The sequence below is a fragment of the Variovorax xiamenensis genome (assembly GCF_050916385.1).
In the GTDB taxonomy this organism is placed as follows: domain Bacteria; phylum Pseudomonadota; class Gammaproteobacteria; order Burkholderiales; family Burkholderiaceae_C; genus Variovorax.
Window position 1 is genome coordinate 4,449,938 of record NZ_CP139038.1, and the last position, 15,343, is coordinate 4,465,280.

General features: G+C 69.4%; 16 protein-coding genes. 6 read left to right on the forward strand and 10 right to left on the reverse strand.

All coding sequences use genetic code 11. The annotated features are described in order from the left end of the window. Positions 1-67: 67 nt before the first annotated feature. Genes SFB74_RS20320 through SFB74_RS20345 form a run of 6 tightly spaced genes read right to left on the reverse strand, consistent with a single transcriptional unit; the run spans position 68 to position 5,506 of the window. Positions 68-832: an alpha/beta fold hydrolase gene (locus SFB74_RS20320; protein ID WP_432726091.1), complete on the reverse strand. Its 765-nt coding sequence runs from the start codon at positions 830-832 to the stop codon at positions 68-70. Further along, positions 829-2,061, reverse strand: a complete 1,233-nt coding sequence (locus tag SFB74_RS20325) for an MFS transporter (protein WP_432726092.1) — start codon at positions 2,059-2,061, stop codon at positions 829-831. The genes SFB74_RS20320 and SFB74_RS20325 overlap by 4 nt, the downstream gene beginning before the upstream one ends. Next, a complete protein-coding gene (locus tag SFB74_RS20330; protein WP_093201199.1) occupies positions 2,058-2,489 on the reverse strand; it encodes a carboxymuconolactone decarboxylase family protein in 432 nt (143 codons plus the stop codon). Before SFB74_RS20330 ends, SFB74_RS20325 begins: the two co-directional genes overlap by 4 nt. Next, positions 2,486-3,700, reverse strand: a complete 1,215-nt coding sequence (gene pcaB / locus SFB74_RS20335; protein WP_432726093.1) for a 3-carboxy-cis,cis-muconate cycloisomerase — start codon at positions 3,698-3,700, stop codon at positions 2,486-2,488. Before pcaB ends, SFB74_RS20330 begins: the two co-directional genes overlap by 4 nt. A gap of 19 nt (positions 3,701-3,719) precedes the next feature. After that, entirely contained in the window at positions 3,720-4,553 is an 834-nt protein-coding gene (locus SFB74_RS20340) for a shikimate dehydrogenase family protein (RefSeq protein ID WP_432726095.1), read from the reverse strand. A gap of 29 nt (positions 4,554-4,582) precedes the next feature. Then, on the reverse strand, positions 4,583-5,506 hold the full coding sequence (locus SFB74_RS20345) for a shikimate dehydrogenase family protein (RefSeq protein ID WP_432726096.1): 924 nt from the start codon (positions 5,504-5,506) through the stop codon (positions 4,583-4,585). A 199-nt stretch (positions 5,507-5,705) separates the two neighbouring features. Between SFB74_RS20345 and SFB74_RS20350 the strand changes: the two genes are divergently transcribed. From SFB74_RS20350 to SFB74_RS20375, 6 genes are all read left to right on the forward strand, one after another. After that, positions 5,706-6,500, forward strand: a complete 795-nt coding sequence (locus SFB74_RS20350) for an IclR family transcriptional regulator domain-containing protein (protein ID WP_432726097.1) — start codon at positions 5,706-5,708, stop codon at positions 6,498-6,500. 79 nt (positions 6,501-6,579) lie between these two features. Next, a complete protein-coding gene (locus SFB74_RS20355) occupies positions 6,580-7,590 on the forward strand; it encodes a Bug family tripartite tricarboxylate transporter substrate binding protein (RefSeq protein ID WP_432726098.1) in 1,011 nt (336 codons plus the stop codon). Between the two features lie 132 nt (positions 7,591-7,722). After that, positions 7,723-8,388 (forward strand): response regulator, encoded by a 666-nt coding sequence (locus tag SFB74_RS20360; RefSeq protein ID WP_432726099.1) that lies wholly within the window; start codon positions 7,723-7,725, stop codon positions 8,386-8,388. Next, positions 8,389-9,828 carry a sensor histidine kinase gene (locus tag SFB74_RS20365; protein ID WP_432726100.1) on the forward strand — a complete coding sequence of 480 codons (1,440 nt, stop codon included), beginning with the start codon at positions 8,389-8,391 and terminating at the stop codon, positions 9,826-9,828. Positions 9,829-9,841: 13 nt separating this feature from the next. Continuing rightward, complete coding sequence (locus SFB74_RS20370) at positions 9,842-10,855, forward strand: Bug family tripartite tricarboxylate transporter substrate binding protein (protein WP_432726101.1); 1,014 nt, start codon at positions 9,842-9,844, stop codon at positions 10,853-10,855. A 23-nt stretch (positions 10,856-10,878) separates the two neighbouring features. After that, positions 10,879-11,286, forward strand: a complete 408-nt coding sequence (locus SFB74_RS20375; protein WP_432726102.1) for a DUF6194 family protein — start codon at positions 10,879-10,881, stop codon at positions 11,284-11,286. On the opposite strand, the gene SFB74_RS20380 is transcribed toward SFB74_RS20375, so the two are convergent. Genes SFB74_RS20380 through SFB74_RS20395 form a run of 4 tightly spaced genes read right to left on the reverse strand, consistent with a single transcriptional unit; the run spans position 11,283 to position 15,319 of the window. Further along, positions 11,283-12,509 carry an ROK family transcriptional regulator gene (locus SFB74_RS20380; protein ID WP_093201228.1) on the reverse strand — a complete coding sequence of 409 codons (1,227 nt, stop codon included), beginning with the start codon at positions 12,507-12,509 and terminating at the stop codon, positions 11,283-11,285. The genes SFB74_RS20375 and SFB74_RS20380 overlap by 4 nt on opposite strands. Next, positions 12,502-13,302, reverse strand: a complete 801-nt coding sequence (locus tag SFB74_RS20385; RefSeq protein WP_432726103.1) for an ATP-binding cassette domain-containing protein — start codon at positions 13,300-13,302, stop codon at positions 12,502-12,504. The genes SFB74_RS20380 and SFB74_RS20385 overlap by 8 nt, the downstream gene beginning before the upstream one ends. Beyond that, positions 13,302-14,267 (reverse strand): ABC transporter permease, encoded by a 966-nt coding sequence (locus tag SFB74_RS20390; protein WP_432726104.1) that lies wholly within the window; start codon positions 14,265-14,267, stop codon positions 13,302-13,304. The genes SFB74_RS20385 and SFB74_RS20390 overlap by 1 nt, the downstream gene beginning before the upstream one ends. A 35-nt stretch (positions 14,268-14,302) precedes the next feature. After that, complete coding sequence (locus SFB74_RS20395; RefSeq protein WP_432726105.1) at positions 14,303-15,319, reverse strand: sugar ABC transporter substrate-binding protein; 1,017 nt, start codon at positions 15,317-15,319, stop codon at positions 14,303-14,305. Between the last annotated feature and the right edge of the window lie 24 nt (positions 15,320-15,343).

A 15,343-nucleotide genomic window follows, 5' to 3' on the forward strand; every position in this document is an offset into this window, starting at 1 on the left:
ATCATTCACAACCGTTATTCGCACGAAATACGGGATACACCTAGGCCGCTCGCCCGGCCGGCACCGCTCAAAGGCTGCGCCAGAAATCGATCAGCAGTTGCGTGAACTCCACCGGCCGTTCGACCGCGCTGAGGTGCGCCGCGTCGATGGTGGCCAGGCGCGAGCCCGGAATGGCGGCGACCATGGCATCGGACATGGCCATCGGCGTGGCCTCGTCCTGCAGCCCGCCGATCACCAGCGTGGGCACTGCGATGCGGTGGTTGCTTTCGCGGAAGTCGATGGCAGCCACGGCATTGCAGCTCTCGATGTAGCCCTGCGCGTCGGTGCGCACCAGCACGTCGTGCAGCTTCTTCGCGGCCTCCGTGCCTTCGGGCGTGGCGGCCCAGGCCGGCGTGAGCCAACGTGCCACCGCACCGGGCGCGATGGCAGCCACTCCCCTGGCGGCCACCGTCTCGACGCGCGTGCGCCAGGGCGACTGGTCGGGGTAGTAGGCGGCCGAATTGGCGATCACCACCGTCTTCAGCAGTTCGGGATGCCGCACCGCCAGCGCCTGCGCCGTCATGCCGCCCATCGAGAGGCCGACGAAGTGCACCGGCTCGCCGCCCGCCTCGCGCCGGATGAACTCGGCCGCGTCCTGCGCCAGCGTCTCGATGCGCAGCGCGCCCGGCATCACCTCGGAGGCGCCGTGGTTGCGGTGGTCGTAGCGCAGCACCGTGTGGGCGCGCGAGAGCTGCGCAGCCACGCCGTCCCACATGCTCAGGTCGCAGCCCAGCGCATGGCTGAGCACGACGATCGGGCCATCGCCTTCGCGAACGACATTCAAACGGGTCATGGTGTGGTTTCCTTTTTCGGGTGTTGCAGACGCGGCAGCCAGAAGAACGCGACCGTCACCAGCACGCTGCCGGCCAGCAGCATCGGCACGACCATCGGCCAGGCGCCGTTGGAAAAATCGGCGTCGACGAAAAGCGCGGCGATCTGCCCCGCGCAGAACGCGACCATCATCATGCCGAAGCCGGACCACGACACGGCCCGGCCCGCCAGGTGCGGCAGGTCGCCCACCGCGCCCGCCTGCCCGCAGGGCTGGTGGATGCCGTGGCCCAGGCAGTAGACCGCGTGGCCGGCCAGCAGCGGCACCGCGCTCAGCGGCATCAGCCAGCAGCCCAGCGCCTGGATGACGGCACCGGTGAGGCTCAGCGATGCGCCCAGTCGCACGGTGCGCACCGGCCCGTAGCGCCTGAGCAGCGTGCGGCACATGGTGGTGCTGAAGATGTAGACCAGCGAGCCGCCGGCCGGGATCCAGCCATACCAGGCGGGCGACCAGCCCAGATAGCCGATGTAGACCATCGGCGACAGCAGCAGGAAGCAGAAGAGCCCGCCGTAGGTGGCCGCGGCCACCGAGGCCCAGGCGCGGAACGAGCGGGTCGCGAACACGGTGCGCGTGCTGCCCTTGGGCGCGGAGGGCTCGCCCTCGCCCGGCGGCTTGCGCGTTTCGCCGAAGGAACGCCAGCAAAGCGCGAACAGCAACGCGGCATAGACGGCCATTGCCGCCATCACCCAGCGCCAGCCCGCGCCCTGCACCAGCCATGCGCCGAGCAGCGGCGCCATCAGCCCGACGATGCCCAGGCCCGTGAGGCCGCGCGCCATCACGTGCGGGCCCTCGTGCGCCGGGTACAGGTCACGCACGGCCGCGCGCGAGCACACAAGGATCGCCGCCATCGAGAAGCCCTGCAGCGTGCGCCAGCCCGCGAGCATTGCCACGCTGCCGGCGAACGCGCCACCCAGCGCCGCAGCGGTGTAGCAGCCCAGCCCCGCCAGCAGCACCGGCCGCCGCCCGAAGCGGTCGGCCAGCGGGCCGCACAGCAGCTGCGCAAAGCCGAAGGCCAGCACGAACAGCGTGAGGCTGGTACTGGCCGAGCCGAGCTCCTTCGCGATGGCGGGGAGCGCGGGGAGATAACTGTCGGTGGCCACCGGCTGCGCCGCCAGCAGCAGCGGCAACAGCAGGGGGAAAGTGACGCCGAAGCGCCCTTTGCTGTCCTTCGAGGGAGTGACCGGCGCGGTCACTGCGGCGCCGCAGGCAGCAGGCCCTTCTCGCGCAGGATGCCCGTCGCGATGCCGAAGGCGTGGTTGGCCACCGGCACGCCGCAGTAGATGGCGGCCATCATGATCACTTCCTTGATGTCGTCCGGCGTGAGGCGCGACTCGGGCGGCGCGTCGAGCGCGGCGCGCACGTGCATCGCGAACTCTTCATAGGCGTGGATGCCCAGCATCATCGACAGCACCATGTAGCGGCGCGTCTTGTCGCCCAGCGCGGGGCGGCCCCAGATGTCGTTCCACGCGTGGCGCGTGATGAGTTCCTGGAACTCGGCGTTGAAGCCGTTGCGGTTGGCGAGCGACTTGTCGACCCAGGCGTCGCCGAGCACGCGGCGTCGGTTGACGAGGCCGGCTTCATAGACGCCGGGCTGGACGGGCGGGTTTTCGGGGGTGGTCATCGGGAGAGTTCCTTGTCTGTGTCGAGCCGGGCCTGCAGCGCCTTCACTTCGGCGAGCGCAGTCTGTCCGGCGTCATGTGCGAGCGCGGGGGCGAACCATTCGTCCGCCGCGTCGCGCGGGAGTTCGGCGCGCAGCCGGTCGATGTTGGCGCGCATGCGCGCGGCGTCGACCTGCAGGCCGGGCAAGGCGGCCGCCATCGCGCGCACGCTGCCGTGCGCCGACATCAGCAGTTGCGGCCATTCGGCCAGCTCGGCCTGCCAGGCGCCGAGGGCGCGCTCGTGCTGCTGCGGCATGGCGCCGAGCAAGGCGGCCACGCGCTGCGGCGCGCGGTGCGCGGCGGCAATGGCGACCATCGAGGCCACCGGGTTGCGCTTGTGCGGCATGGCCGACGAGCCGCCGCGGCCCGGCTCGCTGGGCTCGGTGACTTCGCCGACTTCGTACTGGCCGAGCAGCGCGATGTCGACCGCGATCTTGCCGAGGCTGCCGGTAATGAGGCCCAGCTCGCAGCCGAGCGCGACCCATTCGTCGCGCTGTGTGTGCCAGGTCGCGCCCGGGTCGCCCAGGCCGAGTTCCTTGGCCATGCGCTTGCGCACGGCGGCGCCCTGCCCCTTCATCTGCGCCAGCGTGCCGATGGCGCCACCGAGCTGCAGCTGCAGCGCGTGCTTCGCCGCATCGCGCAGGCGGATGCGGCTGCGCACCAGCGGCGCGGCCCATCCGGCGCACTTGAAGCCGAAGCTGGTGACCGAGGCCGGCTGCATCAGCGTGCGCGCGAGCATCGGCGTCTCGGCGTGCGCCACGGCCAGGCGCAGCAGCGCGTCGGCGGCCTTGGCGAGGTCGGCCTCGACGAGCGCCACCGCCTCGCGCGTGACCAGCGCCATCGCGCTGTCGATCACGTCCTGGCTGGTGCTGCCGAAATGCACGAAGGGCGCGGCCTCGGCATTGAAGAGGCCCACGGCCTCGCGCAGCGCCTTCACCAGCGGAATCGCGACGCTGCCGGCACGGCCGCTCTCGCGCACGATCTTGGCGACGTCGAACAGCTCGACCTTGCAGCTGCTGACGATCGAGTTCGCGGCGCTCTCGGGAATGAGCCCCTCGGCGGCCTGCGCACGCGCGAGCGCTGCCTCGAAGCGCAGCATGGCGTCGACGAAGGCGCGATCGCTGAAGGCACCGAGCGTTTCGGAAGTGGAAAGGAAGCCTTCGAAAATACTCATCGCACGAGCCTTCCTTTCTTCAGTATTTCAGCTGCGCCACGGCGCGCAGCTCTTCGGGCGAAGCGGTGCCGAAGCCGAAGAACTCCAGGTATGCCGGAATCATCTCGAACAGCATGTCGGTGCCCACCTGCACCTGGCAGCCCTTGGCCTTGGCGGCCTGCAGCAGCGGCGTGTACTCGGTCTTCATCACGACCTCGCCGACGAAGGTGGACGGGTCGATGCGGTCCACGTCGAAGGGCAGCGGGTCGCCCTCCTTCATGCCCAGCGGCGTGGCGTTGACGACCACGTCGTAGCCGGCCGGGTCCTTCGAGCCCGTGGCGACCTTCATCTGCGGATAGTGCTCGCGCAGCCGAGCCGCCAGCGCGCTGGCCGAGGCCTCGCTCATGTCGAACAGCATCAGCTCCGCGGCACCCGCGGCGGCGATCGACGCGGCAATGGCCGAGCCCACGCCGCCCGTGCCCGACACCAGCACGCGCGTGCCCTTGAAGAGCCGCCCCTTGCGCTCCACGCCGCGCACGAAGCCGGCGCCGTCGAACTGGTCGCCCAGCAGCGTGCCGTCGGGGCGCTTGAGGACTGCGTTGCAGGCGCCGGCCACGCGCGCGGTGGGCGTGACCTCGTCGACCAGCGACATCGTCGTCACCTTGTGCGGCATGGTCACGAGCGCGCCGCGGATGTTGCTGAACTTGAAGATCTGCGGCAGCGACACCGCGTAGTCCTCGGGCTTCACGCCCATGGGCACCACGACGGCGTCGATGCCCTGCTTGTCGAACCAGGGGTTGTAGATCATCGGAGCCTTGAAGGTCTCCGTGGGGTAGCCGATGTGGGCGATGAGCGTGGACTTGCCGGAAATCATGTGAGTCGTTTCGGGGGTTGAAGCGTGGCTCAGGCCACGCTTGGTGAGCGATAGCGCAGGGGCTGCGCGATCTCGGCGTGCATCGCCGGCGGATAGATGATTTCGCGCAGGAAGCCTGCGTCGGCCTGCATCGCCTCCGCCGCGTCCATGTGGCCGAAATAGCGGAAGTAGTGCGGCATCTGCTGGATGAGCATCTCGAAGCCAGCCTGCGCATTGAGCCCGCGCGCACGGGCCGCGCGCACCAGCGGCGTCGGCTGGTTGCGCAGCAGGATGTCGAAGAGCGCCGCGTGGCCGTCCATGCGCGTCACGTCGACGGGCAGCGCGTCGTCGTCGCTCAGCCCCAGTTGGGTGGCGTTGACGACGAGGTCGTAGCCCTCGGGCGCGTTGCTGTCGGCCACGACCACGTTCGCGTCGAAGAAGGCGTCGAGCTTGGCGGCCACGCCGGCCGCCTTGCCGGCGGCCTTGTCGTACATGGCGATGTGCGCCGCGCCGTTCACCGTGCCACCCTCGGCCAGGGCGACGCCGATGGCTGCGGCGCTCACGCCCGCGCCGAGGATCAGCACGCGCTTGCCGCGGAAGGGAATGTTGTAGTGGTCGAGCGCGCCGATGAGGCCCTCGCCGTCGAAGAGGTCGCCCTCGAGCTGGTCGCCTTCGGTGCGTCGCACCACGTTGACCGAACCCGCCACGCGCCCGAAGAGGCCGCAGCCTTCGAGCAGGTCGACCACCAGCGGCTTGTGCGGTGGCGCGATCACCATGCCGCGCACGTTGCGCGCGAGAAATGCCGACTTGAAGAACACCGCGAAGTCGCGCACCGGCACCTGCATGGGCAGCAGCACCGCGTCGATGCCGAAGCGCTCGAAGGCCGCGTTGAACATGCGCGGGAGCCGCACGTTGCGAACCGGGTCACCGGGGATCAGGTAAGCCTGGGTGCTGCCGCTGATGAAATGGCTCATGTGCATGCTTCCGTTCGTCAATCGCTCTTTTCGAGGCCGGATGGCGAGCTTTATAGTCGCTCCAGTCAATCCGTGCAGCCTTCGGGGCATCAAAACGTGCGATCATCGATCTACAAAATTCATTGATCGATCAATTCAAGGGTTTCCACCTGCATCGAAAGCAGGCCAGCCCCCTTTCCCCGCAGGCACACTTCCGCCCATGAGCAAGGACAGCAAGGACGACCCGTCGCCGCCTCCCGGCCTGGACAAGCGCGACTGGATCGCCGGCCTCGAGCGCGGCGTGAGCATCATCGAAGCCTTCGACGACGCCAACCCGCGCCTCACCGCCAGCCAGGCCGGCCAACGCACGAACATGACCCGCACCGCCGCCCGGCGCTACCTGCTGACCCTCCAGCACATGGGCTACGTGGCCAGCGACGGCAAGCTGTTCTGGCTCACGCCGCGCGTGCTGCGACTGGGCCAGTCGTACCTCGAATCGGCCCGCCTGCCGCGCGTGGTGCAGCCCTTCCTGCAGCGGGTGGCGGCCGGCACCAACGAGATCGCGTATCTCAGCGTGATGGACGGCGACGAAGTCGTCTACATCGCGCGCAACGGCCCCAACCGCAGCATGAGCACCGGCTACGTGCTCGGCGCCCGCGTGCCGGCGCAGGTCACCGCCTCGGGCATGCTGATGCTGGCGCTGCGCAGCGACGCCGAGCTGGACGGATGGCTGACGACGAAACAGCTCACCGTGTTCACCTCGCACACCATCGCGAGCATGGAGCGCATGAAGCTCGAGCTCGCCCGCATCCGGGCGCAGGGCTGGGCGCTGTCGGAGCAGCAGCTCGACCTGAACTCGCGCGGCATCGCGGTGCCGCTGCGCGATCGGCACGGCACGCTGGTGGGGGCGCTGAACATCACGATGCCGATGGGGCACGAAAGCTCGGAAGACGCAGTGGCGCGGGTGCTGCCGGTGCTGCGGGAGACGGCGCAGGCGATGCGGAACCTGATCTGACGGGCCGGCTGACAGGATTCCGACAGCATCCGCCGGGCAGGATGCGCGCTTTCAATCCAAAAAGCGCTGGAGACAATCCATGTCCGACCTCTTTTCCCCTGACGACACCCGCCTGAACCGCCGCGGCCTCCTGCAAGCCGGCGGCGCCCTCGCCCTCGGTGGCCTGCTGCCCTCGATGGCCTCCGCGCAGGACACCTGGCCCAGCAAGTCGATCCGCTTCGTCGTGCCCTTCGCGCCCGGCGGCAGCTCGGAGATCGTCGCGCGCTCGACCGCCGCCGAGCTCTCGCGCACTCTGGGCCAGAGCGTGTTCGTCGACAACAAGCCGGGCGCGGCCGGCAACATCGCGATGGGCGAGGTGGCGCGTGCCACCGATCAGCACACGATCATCCTGGGCCACATCGGCACGCTGGCGGTCAATCCGTACATCTTCGCCAAGCTGCCCTACGACGCGAACAAGGATTTCAAGCCGGTGAGCCTGCTGGCCAAGGTGCCCAGCCTGTACGTGGTGCACCCCGACGTGCCGGCAAAGAACCTCAAGGAATTCATCGCCTACGCCAAGTCGAAGCCCGGCAAGCTCAGCTACGGCTCGGCGGGCAACGGCAGCGCGGGCCACCTGGCCTTCGAGTACCTGAAGATGACGGCCGACGTGTTCATGCTGCACGTGCCCTACCGCGGCACCGGCCCGATGGTGACCGACCTGCTCTCGGGCCGGCTCGACGCCTCGGCCATCGGGGCGGCGGCGGTCCTCCAGTTCATCAAGGCCGGCAAGGTGCGCTGCATCGCGACCGGCTCGGCCAAGCGCCTGCCGCAGCTGCCCGACGTGCCGACCGTGGCCGAACAGGGCTTCCCGGGCTTCGAGATGACGCAGTGGTACGGCATGCTCGCCCCGGCCAGCATCACGCCGCCGCAACTCGCCAAGCTCTCGGCCGAGACGATGAAGGCGGTGAAGTCGCCCGACTCGATGCAGCGGCTGACCAACGACGCGGCCGAAGCCATCGGCGGCACGCCGGAGCAGTTCGCGCAATTCATCGCTGCAGAGCAAGCCCGCTGGCAAAAGGTGATTGCAAGGGCAAACATCAAGCCCGACTAATTGGCAAACCCCCAGGCTTCGCGCACTTCGTGTCGCTACGCCAACCCCCTTGCAGGGGGGCAACACCTGCGGCCCGGCAAAGCCGGTTCCGCGGTGTTTCGCGAAAAGACCCGGCGCCACTAGGATCGACTGATGCGCATCCTTCTTGCCGAAGACGAACACACCCTTGGCACCTGGCTGTGCAAGGCGCTGGAGCACGCGGGCATCCAGGTCGAATGGGTGGACGACGGGCGCCTGGCCGACCGGGCGCTGCAGCAGCGCGACCATGACGCGCTGGTGCTCGACCTGGGCCTGCCCGGGCTCGACGGCCACACGGTGCTGCAGCGGCTGCGCGAGCGCGACCAGCGGCTGCCGGCGCTGATCCTCACGGCGCGCGACTCGGTGAACGAGCGCGTGGCCTCGCTCAATGCGGGCGCCGACGACTTCCTCGCCAAGCCCTTCGCGCTGGCCGAGCTCGAGGCACGGCTGCATGCGCTAGTGCGGCGCGCGCGCGGCGTGGAGCATCCACGCCAGGCCTGCGGCCCGCTGGTGTACGACGGCGCGCGCCGGCACTTCACGCTCAACGGCGAGGCGCTGGCGCTCTCGCCGCGCGAACTGGCGGTGCTTCGTGTGCTGGTGCAGCGCAGCGGCGAGCCGCTGTCGAAGCAGCAGATCCTGGAGCGCGTGTTCTCCGACGACGACGAAGTGCACCCCGAGGCGGTGGAAGTCTTCGTCTACCGGCTGCGCAAGCGGCTGGACGGCAGCGGCGTGCACATCGTCACGCTGCGCGGGCTGGGCTATGTGCTGGAAGCCGACTGAATGAGCGTGGTGGCCGACGTGGCGCATCGCCTGCGGCGCGCGAGCCTGTGGCAGCGGCTGGCGCTGCTGCTCTTTCCTGCCCTGCTGGTGGTGACCGTGCTCGAGCTCTGGATGACGCGGCACGACGCGCTGGCCGCAGCCAACGCGGCCTACGACCGCTCGCTGCTGGGCGCGCTGAAGTCCATCGACGCCAACATCTCGACCGCCTCTGGCGGCCTCTCGGTCGAGCTGCCGTACACGATGTTCGAGTTCTTCGAGCTGACGGCGAGCGGACAGGTGTTCTTCCGCGTATCGACCTCCGACGGGCTGGTCGAGCTCGGCAGCGCCGACCTGCCCGCTCCGCCCGCCGAGCTGAAGATGGGCGTGCCGGCCTTCTACGACGCCACCTACTTCGGCGAGGCGGTACGGCTCGCCGCCTATCGCCGAGATCTCGACCGCGCGCCGGCGGGCAGCACCGGGCGCAGCGTGCTGATCCAGGTGGGCGAAAGCACGCGCTCGCGACAGGAGTTCAGCGCGCGCTTCGTGCGCAGCGCGGCGCTGCGCGACGGGCTGGTGCTGGCGATGCTGCTGTGCGGTACCGCCCTTGCGCTCGCGGCGGCGCTGCGTCCGCTCTCGCGGCTGGCGCGCGAGGTGAGCGCGCGCACGAGCGACGACCTCACGCGCATCGCCGAGACCGACCTCCCCGCCGAGGTCCGCCCTCTGGTGGCCGCCGTCAACCAACAGATGTCGCGCACGCAGGACCTCGTGGCCCAGCAGCGCCAGTTTCTCGACGACGCCTCGCACCAGCTGCGCACCCACCTGACCACGCTGCAGATGCAGGCCGACTACGCCCGGCGCGAGGAAGACCCGACGCAGGTGCAGGTGGCACTCGACGCGCTCGGCACCGAGATCGGCCGCGCCACGCGCAGCGCGCAGCAGTTGCTGGCGCTGGGCCGCAGCGACACGGTGTCGGTGGAGCCCGCCGAGTTCGATCTGGCGGCGCTGCTGCGCGAAGTGGCCGTCGACCTGCTGCCGCTGGCGCGCGCAAAACGCATTGATCTGGGCATCGACCTGGGCAGCCATTCGCCCGCCCCCGAATTCCCAGCAGTGGCCGATCGCGGGCTGATGCGCGAGGCGCTGGGCAACCTGGTAACCAACGCGATCACCTACACGCCGGCCGAAGGCACCATCACGCTCTTCGCCGCGGGCGATGCGGCAGGCTGGAGCCTCAATGTGGAAGACAGCGGCCCCGGCATCAGCGAGGAGGAGCGCGCCGCGCTGGGCCAGCGCTTCCGTCGCGGCGCACGCGCGGGCAAGGGCGGCTTCGGGCTCGGGCTGGCGATTGCGCGTTCCATCGCGCAGCGGCATCGGGGCGAGCTGCGGCTGGAGGCGCGCGAGGCCGGGCCGGGGCTGCATGCGATCATCTGGTGGCCGCGCGACTCCGCCCCAGCCGTCACCTGACAAGGCCGCTGCCATGCCTTCTTCTTCCAACCGACGCCATGCATTGCGTGCGCTGTGCGCGCTGCTGGCGCCGTCGTTCGGCATGCGCGCATGGGCTGCGGGCGATCCCTCTGAAGAACCCGCCGACTGCGTGATCCCCGCCAAGGCGGGCGGCGGCTTCGCGCTGACCTGCGCGCTCGCGCGCGACGCGCTGCAGGCCGTGCGCCCTGCCCGCCCGCCGCTCGCCCAACGCTATTTGCCGGGTGGCATCGGCGCCGTGGCCTTCGACCGCATCGCCACCGGCAAGCTCGGCGGGCCGGGCACGCTGGTGGCGTTCTCGAGCGGTTCGCTGCTCAACCTCGCGCAGGGCCGCTTCGGACCGCATTCGCCCTCGGCCGTGCGCTGGATCGCCACGCTGGGCACCGACTACGGCGTCATCGCCGTGCACCGCGACTCGCCTTTCAAGCGCCTGCAGGACCTGGTTGCCGCGCTGCGGCAGGACCCGTCGCGCATCGCCTTCGGCGCGGGCGGCACCGTGGGCAGCCAGGACTGGGTGAAGGCCGCGCTGCTGGTGCGCGCCGCGGGTCGCGATCACAAGGCGATGCGATTCGTGTCCTTCGAGGGCGGCGGCGACGCGCTGAGCGCGCTGCAGGGCCGGCACGTCGACGCATTTCCCGGCGACGCGGCTGAAGCGCTTCAGGCCATTGCGGGCGGCGCCGCCGTGCGACTGCTCGCGGTGCTTTCGGAAAACCGCCTGGGCGGCGCCCTCACCGGCGTGCCGACCGCGCGCGAGCAAGGCGTGGACCTCGTGTGGCCGACCGTGCGGGGCCTGTACCTGAGCGCGGATGTGCCCGATGCCGCTGCGCAGGCGTGGGCCAGGGCCTTCCGCGAGGCGAGCGCCGCGCCCGGCTATGCCGCGCTGCGCGAGCAGCACGGTCTCTATCCTTTCGCGCTCACCGGCACCGCACTGGACGACTATGTGCAGGCGCAGATCAAGTCCTACCGGAGGCTGGCGGACGAGCTGGGCCTGCGGCGCTGGCCCTCCTGAGGAATGCAGGCAAGATCGCGTCCATGACCGAAGACGCCATCACCCAACACATCATCGACATGCTGGCCGGCGGCCATTTCCAGATCGCCGACGACAACACCTTCTTCTTCCACGACGGGGACGACAAGTTCCCTTTCGCCACCATCGTGACGAAGGACAACGAGTTCGACAGCGCCTCGAAACTGGATCGCCCGGGCGTGTTCCGGCTGAACATCGGCGTGGGCAAGGAGACTTTCCGCTCGCTGTTCGGCGAAGAGCCTGCCGCACCCGACCAGAGCGCACTCGACACGCTGATGCCGCATCCGGTGTACGGAAAGATGTACTGGATCAGCGTGATCAACCCGAGCGCGAAGACCTTCGAGACGGTGAAGCCGCTGATCGCCGAGGTACTGAGCCTCGCGCGATCGCGAAAAGCAGGCCAGGCAGGCTAGGCCGCCTTCAGGAACACATCGTGGTCCGGTGCGAAGTTGGCGTGCAGCGGCAGCATCGCGCCACCCAGCGCGCAGGCCTGTGCGCCCGCCTTGCCGCCGTGCAGCTGCGGCTGCCACAGGCCTTCCCAGTTGCAGTGGTCGAGCGCGTCGCGGGTCTGGTCGAGCAGCGCCTGCAGCAGCGGGCGCGACATGGAGCCGTCGACCACCACGTCGGACAGGTCGAGCATGGCCGTGCCGCACACGATGGCATGCGCCAGCGCCTGCGATGCGCTCGCCAGCCATGCCAGAGTCGCGCCCGCAAAAGGCGGCTGCAGCGCGCGGTCGTCGTAGGCGGCCATCGGGTCGAGGCCTTCGCCGCTCAGGCGCTGCTCCAGCTCCCAGAGCGAGGCCTGCGCAACCAGTTGCGGCGGTAGCGCGCCGCGGCTGCCCGGCGGCTGCATCGGCAACGAAGCCAGCGCCCCCGCGTTGCCGTGCGCACCGGTGTGCAGATGCGAGTTGATGACCAGCCCTCCGCCCACGAAGGTGTCGACGAAGATGTAGAGAAAGCTCTTGAGGTCGTGCCCCCGCCCGCCGACCAGCTCGGCCACGCAGGCGGCCACGGTGTCGCGCGCGAAGCTCACCGGCACGTCGGTGCGCGCCCGCACCTCGGCGGCCAGGTCCATCTGGTTCCACAGGTCGGACTGCGCCTTCGACAGCCCCAGCGTGCGGTGCCAGCCGCCGAGCAGGAACGGCGCGGCCAGACCCACGCCCACGTTGCGCGAGGCCAGCGGCCCGAGGCCGTCGCGCAGGCGATGAATGTGCTGCGCGATGGCGGGCAGCAGCTCTTCCGCGTCGGGAAAGTCGTAGCCGATGGCGTGGCGCTCGCGCACCTGCGCGGTGAAGTCGATCAGCAGCCACTCGGCACCTCGCCGCCCCACCTTGATGCCGATGGCGAAGGCGCCGTCGGGGTTCAGCGCCAGCGGCACCGAAGGTTGGCCGATGCGGCCGCGCACGCGGCTCTGCTTGACGATGAGCCCGTCTTCCTCCAGCCGCGCGGTGATGAGCCCGATGGTCTGCGCGCTGAGCCCGGTCAGCCGGGCCAGCTCGGCCTTGGGCAGGCTGCCGTGAACGCGCAGTGCCTGCAGCACCGTGCGCTCGTTGAACTGGCGCATGCCGACCTGGTTGGAGCCGCGGGGCCGCAGCAGGTCGGGCGTGCGCGCAGCGGGTGCGTGCGCATCAGGCATGCGCCTCCGCAGGCAGTTGGTCGGCAGGCATCGCGCCAGTCATCACTGCGACCGTATCGCTCATGCTGATCTTCTTCGGGTCGAGCACGGCCGCGCGACGGCCAAGGCGCGCCACGTGGATGCGGTCGGCCACCTCGAACACGTGCGGCATGTTGTGGCTGATGAGCACCACGGGCAGGCCGCGATCGCGCACGCGGCGGATCAGCTCGAGCACCATGTTGCCCTCCTTCACGCCGAGCGCGGCGGTGGGCTCGTCCATGATGACCACGTGCCGCGCGAAGGCCGCGCTGCGCGCCACCGCCACGCACTGGCGCTGGCCGCCCGAGAGCGTTTCGACCGCCTGCGTCATCGACTGGATGCCGACCTTCAGGTCGGCCATGCGGGCCGTGCTTTCCTGCAGCATCTTCTTCTTATCGAGCATGCGCAGCACGTTGCCCATGAAGCCGGGGCGGCGCAGCTCGCGGCCGAGGAACAGGTTCTCGTAGATGGTCATGGCCGGAGCCACTGCCAGGTCTTGATAGACCGTCTCGATGCCCGCGCGGCGCGCCTCCAGCGGATTGCGGAAGTTCACCGGCTTGCCGTCGAGCAGGATCTGCCCTTCGTCGGGCACGATCGCGCCCGACAGCGCCTTGATGAGCGAGGACTTGCCCGCGCCGTTGTCGCCGATCACCGCGAGGATTTCTCCTTCGCGCAATTCGAAATCGACACCTGCGAGCGCGGTGACCTGGCCGTAGCGCTTCACCAGGCCCTTCGCCTGCATCACGATCTTGCGGGGGTTTGCAGCGGCGATCATCAGCGAGCCCCCCTGCGCGAGAGTTGATCGGCGGTAACGGCAAGGATCACGAGAATGCCCGTCACCAGCACCTGGTAGATCGACGACACGCCCATCAGCGTGAGACCGTTGCGGAACACGCCCACGATCAGCACGCCGATCAGCGAACCCAGCACGATGCCGCGTCCACCGAAGAGACTGGTACCGCCGAGCACCACGGCCGTGATGGCGTCGAGGTTCTCGGTCTGGCCCGCGTTCGGGTCGCCCACGCCGGTACGCGCCACCGACAGCAGCGAGGCGATGCCGTAGAGCACGCCCGCCATCACGTACACGCCCAGAAGCACGCGCTGCGTCGGGATGCCGACCAGCCGCGTGGCCTCGGCGTTGTTGCCCACCGCGTAGACGTGCCGCCCCGCCGCCGTCTCGCGCAACACGAACCACGCGAGAAAGTAGAGAGCGATCATCAGCACCGAACCCCAGGCCACCTCCGCGCCGCCGATGGCGAAGGTGGCGCCCAGGCCCGTGAGGCCGCCGGGCAGGTCGGTGATGGTCTGCGACGACGAGTACAGCTGCGTGATCGCGAAGGCGATGTTCAGCGTGCCCAGCGTCACGATGAAGGGCGGCAGCTTGATGCGCGTGACCAGCAGGCCGTTGAGCAGGCCGAAAAGCGTCGTCACCCCGATGCCGCAGAGGATGGCCACCGGCGCCGGCAGGCCGAGCTCGGTGGCGAACTTGCTCATGATGATGCCGCCCAGCGCCATCACCATGCCGCACGACAGGTCGATGCCCGCCGTGAGGATCACCAGCGTCTGGCCGATGGCGATCACGCCGACCACCATCACCTGCTGCAGGATCAGTGACAGGTTTCCGCCCGTGAGAAAGCGGTCGGACTGAGTCGCGAAGAAGATGCATGCGCCGAGCAGGGCCAGCCACGGCCCCAAGGCGCCCCACGGAATGTGGTGCGTCGCTGATGCGGATTTCGCCATCGAGATGTTCCTCCCTGGAATTCGCAGTCAGCTGCTTACTTCTTGCCCCAGCACAACTCGGCGCCGGTCTTCGTGTCCTTGCTGTCGACGCCCGCCACCGGCTTGCCAGCGATCAGCGTCACGCCCGTGTCGACATAGCCCGAGGCCTTCTTGCCCGTCTTCGCGAACTCGACGCCTGCAGCCACACCCATGGCAGCCATCTTCAGCGGGTACTGCTGCGAGGTCGCCGCGATGACGCCGGCTGCCGTGTCCTTGATGCCCTGGCAACCGCCGTCGACCGAGACGATCATCACGCCCTTCTCCTTGCCGGCGCGCTTCAGCGCGTTGTACGCACCGGCCGCGGCGGGCTCGTTGATGGTGTAGACCAGGTTCACGTCGGGCGCCTTCTGCAGGCAGTTTTCCATCACCGTCTGCGCCTTGGCCTGGTCGCCGAAGCTGTCGGCCATGCAGACGATCTCGGGCGCCTTCGACAACTCGTTCGACTTCGCGTCGTTCGCCGGCAGGCCGAAGCCCTTCATGAAGCCGTTGTGGCGCTGCGCGCCCACCGGGTGGCCGGGCAGCAGGTCGAGTGCGACGATCTTCGCCGGCTTGCCCGCCATCGCGGCCTTGGCGTACTCGCCGATCAGCACGCCCGCCGTGTAGTTGTTGGTGGCGAAAAGCGCGTCGGTCGCATCCGGCGGATCGGCCGGGCTGTCGAGCGCGATCACCATCACGCCCTTGTCGCGGGCCTTCTTGATCGCGGGAACGATGGCCTTGGCGTCGCTCGGCGTGATGAGGATGGTCTTGGCGCCGGCGGCGATCATGTTTTCCATCGCCGTGATCTGGCCCGCGTTGTCGCCGTCGGCCTTGCCCGCGCCGGAAAGCAGCTTGGCGCCCTGCTTCTTGGCTTCTTCCTGCGCGCCTTCCTTCATCTTGACGAAGAAGGGGTTGGTTTCGGTCTTGGTGACGAGGCCGATGACGGGCTGGTCGGCGGCGAAGGCGGAGGACGAAGCGGTTGCTGCGGCGAGGGACATGGCCGCGATGGCCAGGATGGCGCGGGGGGTGTTGGGCATGGTTTGTCTCCTTGGGCGGGCGCT